This is a genomic window from Streptomyces sp. FH025, assembly GCF_017427025.1.
Lineage (GTDB): Bacteria > Actinomycetota > Actinomycetes > Streptomycetales > Streptomycetaceae > Kitasatospora.
In genome coordinates this window covers 1-3,423 of the sequence record NZ_JAFLNG010000768.1, presented here as the reverse complement: position 1 = coordinate 3,423, position 3,423 = coordinate 1, and the positions used below count along the sequence as shown (strand labels likewise).

Sequence of the window (3,423 nt, the reverse complement as noted above, 5' to 3'; positions counted from 1 at the left end):
TCCAGCGCACCGTCGAACGCGCCCGCGACCTGCTCGACGCCGACGCCGCGTACCTGCTGCTCACCACCGACGACGAGAGCGAGTTCGAGGTCCGCGCCGCCACCGGCCTCACCACCGGACACCGCCGGCACGCCCGCTTCCCGGTCGAGAGCGGCAACCGTTACGACTCCGCCCGGCTGCCCTCCGTCCACGAGGACCTCGCCACCCGCCCCACCGGCCTGCCCCTGCTCACCGACAGCGGCATGCGCTCCCTGGTCACCGTCCCGCTCAAGGTCGAGGGCCGGCTGATCGGCTCGCTCGGCATCGCCACCGCCGCGCCCGGCCGCTACGACAACGAGGACGCGCTGCGCCTGCAGTTCGCCGCCGACCGGGTCGCCCTGGCCGTCGAGAGCACCCGGCTGGCCGAGCTCGAACGGCTGCGCCGCGGCTCGCTCTCCTTCCTCGTCGAGGCCTCCGACCTGCTGGCCGGAACCCTCGAACACGAGCAGACCCTCGCGCTGATGGCCCAGATGGCCGTCCCCACCCTCTCCTCCTGGTGCGCCGTCTACACCAACGGCGACCACGGCGCCCAGCCCGGCCTCGCCTTCGTCCTGCACGAGGACGAGGACCGGATCGACCCGCTGCGCGACCTGCTCGACAAGACCACCGCCCCCGAGGCCGGCCCCACCCACGGCGTCCGCTTCTGGACGGCACCCGCCGAGGCCGCCGAGGCCCGCGGCCTGACCGACAGCCCCGAGCTCGCCGGCCAGCTCGGCGAGACCGTCGTGCTGCCGCTGACCGCCCGCAACCGGGTCATCGGCCTGCTCGCGCTCGGTGTCCCGGCCGGCGTCCGGTTCCGCCAGGAGATCCTCGAACTCGCCGAGGACCTCTCCCGCCGGGCCGCCCTCGCACTCGACAACTCCCGCCTCTACTCCGAGCGCACCGCCACCAGCCAGGCTCTGCAACGCAGCCTGTTGCCACCGGAGTTGCCCGAGATCCCGGGCGTCGAGGTGGACGTCTTCTACCAGGCCGCCGGCGAGGGCAACGAGGTCGGCGGGGACTTCTACGACCTGTTCACCATCCGCGAGGGCACCTACGGCTTCGCCATCGGCGACGTCTGCGGCACCGGCCCGGAGGCCGCCTCCGTCACCGGCCTGGCCCGGCACTCGCTGCGCCTGCTCGCCCGTGAGGGCCTGGACGCCCCGCAGGTGCTGCGCCGACTCAACGCGGCCATCCTGGACGAGGGTTCGCGCAGCCGTTTCCTCACCCTGCTCTACGGCGAGCTGACGCCCCGCCCGGACGGCAGCACCGAGCTGTCCCTGGTCTGCGCCGGGCACCCGCTGCCGCTGCGGCTGCGCACCGACGGCCAGGTCGACCGGGCCGCCACCCCGCAGCCGCTGCTCGGCGTCATGGACGACCTCGACCTCACCGCCGAGCGCCTGGTGCTCTCCCCCGGCGAGGTCCTGCTCTGCGTCACCGACGGCGTCACCGAACGCCGCGAGGGCCGGCGGATGCTGGGCGACGACGGCCTGGCCGAGGTGCTCACCGGTTGCACCGGCCTGACCGCCGGCGCGGTCGCGCTGCGGGTGCAGCGCGCGGTCGAGCGCTTCGCCCCGGAGCCGCCGTCCGACGACATGGCGATCCTGACCCTGCGGGTGCCCACCCAGCGCACGCCCTGAACGCTTCTGTCCGTTTGCACTCCATCGAGGGACGAACCGTGAGCGTTCCACAGTTGACGGCGTCGCAAATTGTCTGATTCACAAGGGTACAAGCCTGCTACGCCGGGTACACCGACCTCACCGGGGAATCCCCCGGCAGGGACGTGACCAGCGGCTCTCCGCCGGCCCATCACTCCGACCTCACTTCTGACCGCAGCCCCCGCACGCTCTTCGTCGTGCGCCCTCGGCGCGGTCGCGCGCATCCACCTCACCGAGACGACACCACAGCATCACTGCGCCCTGCGCGCGCCCAGAGTGAAAGGAGCCTCCGGTGAGCAACGACGCTACCGGGGCAACGAACGCCCGCTCCACCGGAGCCGACGCGGGTAACCTCGGCTACCTCGCCCTCGGCCTGACACTACTCGCCTACGGCCTGCTCTCCACCGGCGTCCTGCACGGCGCCGGCGTCGGCGACGCGGCCCACCTCGCCCACCTGCTCGGCGGCGTCACCCTCTTCATCGCGGGCCTGTGGCAGCTCCGTCGCGGCGAGGGCTTCACCGGCACCGCCTTCACCAGCCTCGGCGCCTTCTGGGCGACCTGGTCGGTGGCGGGCGGCGAGAGCAAGAACGCCGCCGGGCTGTTCCTGCTGCTGTGGGCCCTGCTCGCCCTCAGCCTCACCGCGGCCAGTTGGGGTGCGGGCCTGTTCAGCCGCGCCGTCTACGGCCTGCTGACGCTCTCCCTGGTCCTGTCCGCCATCGCCGCCTTCGGCGGATACGGCGGCCTCGGCAAGGCCGCCGGGTGGATCGCGGCCGTCTCCGGGGCCATCGCCTGGTACTGGGCCACCTCCGCACTGAGCAACGGCTCCTGGGGGAAGGTCACCCTGCCGGTCAAGTGACCTGCTCCACCCGCTCCTCGGATGCGGCGCGGGGTCGGGCCTCCGTCTCGGCGGAGGTCCGGCCCCGCCGGCGTGCCAACAGCGCCAGGACGGCGTACGCGAACAGCAGGATCGCGACGGCGACGATGCCGTCCGCCCAGAAGTGGTTGGCCGTCACCACGACCACCGCCACCGTCAGCACCGGGTGCAGCACCATCACCCAGCGGAACGGACTCGGCGACACCCGCACCACCGCGACCGCCGCCAGCACGGACCAGGCGACGTGCACGGACGGCATCGCCGACAGCTGGTCGGCCACCACCACACCGCCGACCGCGCCGCCGTACACCGACTGCCCGTACTGCGCCGCCACGTCGACGAACCCGTTCTGCGGCAGCATCCGCGGCGGCGCCACCGGGATGAACTGCACCAGCAGGCAGACCGCGGTGGTGATCACCACCGTGTTGCGCACCCACGCATAGCGCTCCCGATGCCGCAGGAACACCCAGAACAGCACCGCCAGCATCACGGCGAAGTGCATCGCCGCGTAGTAGTAGTTCGCCAGCTTCACCAACACCGGGCACCGCATGGTCGCCGCCTGCCAGGACGCCTCGTCCGGCAGCCCGATCGCCAGCTCGGTGCGGTGGATCCAACTCGCCCTGTCCAGCGCGTGGTCGGCGCTCATCACCGACAGGTGTCCCACCAGCTGCCACAGCGCGAACAGCGCCAACAGCGTGCCGGCCTCCCGCAGCAGCGCCGACGGCCCCGGCCTCCGGACCCGCGCGGCTAGGTACGCGCCTCCGTAGAGGCCGACGGCGGCGCCCCCGGCGGTCTGCCAGGTCAGGGACAGGTTCTGCATTCGCAGAGGGTAACGCAAAAAGACCCCCTCCCGAATGGGAGGGGGTCTTTTTG

General features: G+C 72.5%; 3 protein-coding genes. 2 read left to right on the top strand and 1 reads right to left on the bottom strand.

Features of this window, described 5'->3' with window-relative positions; translation table 11 throughout:
* Both J0670_RS33540 and J0670_RS33535 read left to right on the top strand, forming a co-directional pair.
* Window positions 1–1,658 (top strand): SpoIIE family protein phosphatase (locus J0670_RS33540; RefSeq protein WP_207816017.1); only part of this gene is annotated, 1,658 nt, incomplete at its 5' end.
* A gap of 310 nt (window positions 1,659–1,968) precedes the next feature.
* The gene (locus J0670_RS33535) at window positions 1,969–2,532 is read left to right on the top strand and encodes an acetate uptake transporter (protein WP_207816013.1); all 564 of its coding nucleotides are present in this window, start codon (window positions 1,969–1,971) and stop codon (window positions 2,530–2,532) included.
* Here J0670_RS33535 and J0670_RS33530 read toward each other — a convergent pair.
* Entirely contained in the window at window positions 2,525–3,370 is an 846-nt protein-coding gene (locus J0670_RS33530) for a phosphatase PAP2 family protein (RefSeq protein WP_207816011.1), read from the bottom strand. The genes J0670_RS33535 and J0670_RS33530 overlap by 8 nt on opposite strands.
* Between the last annotated feature and the right edge of the window lie 53 nt (window positions 3,371–3,423).

What these genes read in the sequence shown, in the direction of transcription:
- J0670_RS33530 (WP_207816011.1), bottom strand. Translation starts at nt 3,370, where the DNA reads ATGCAGAACCTGTCCCTGACCTGGCAGACCGCCGGGGGCGCCGCCGTC.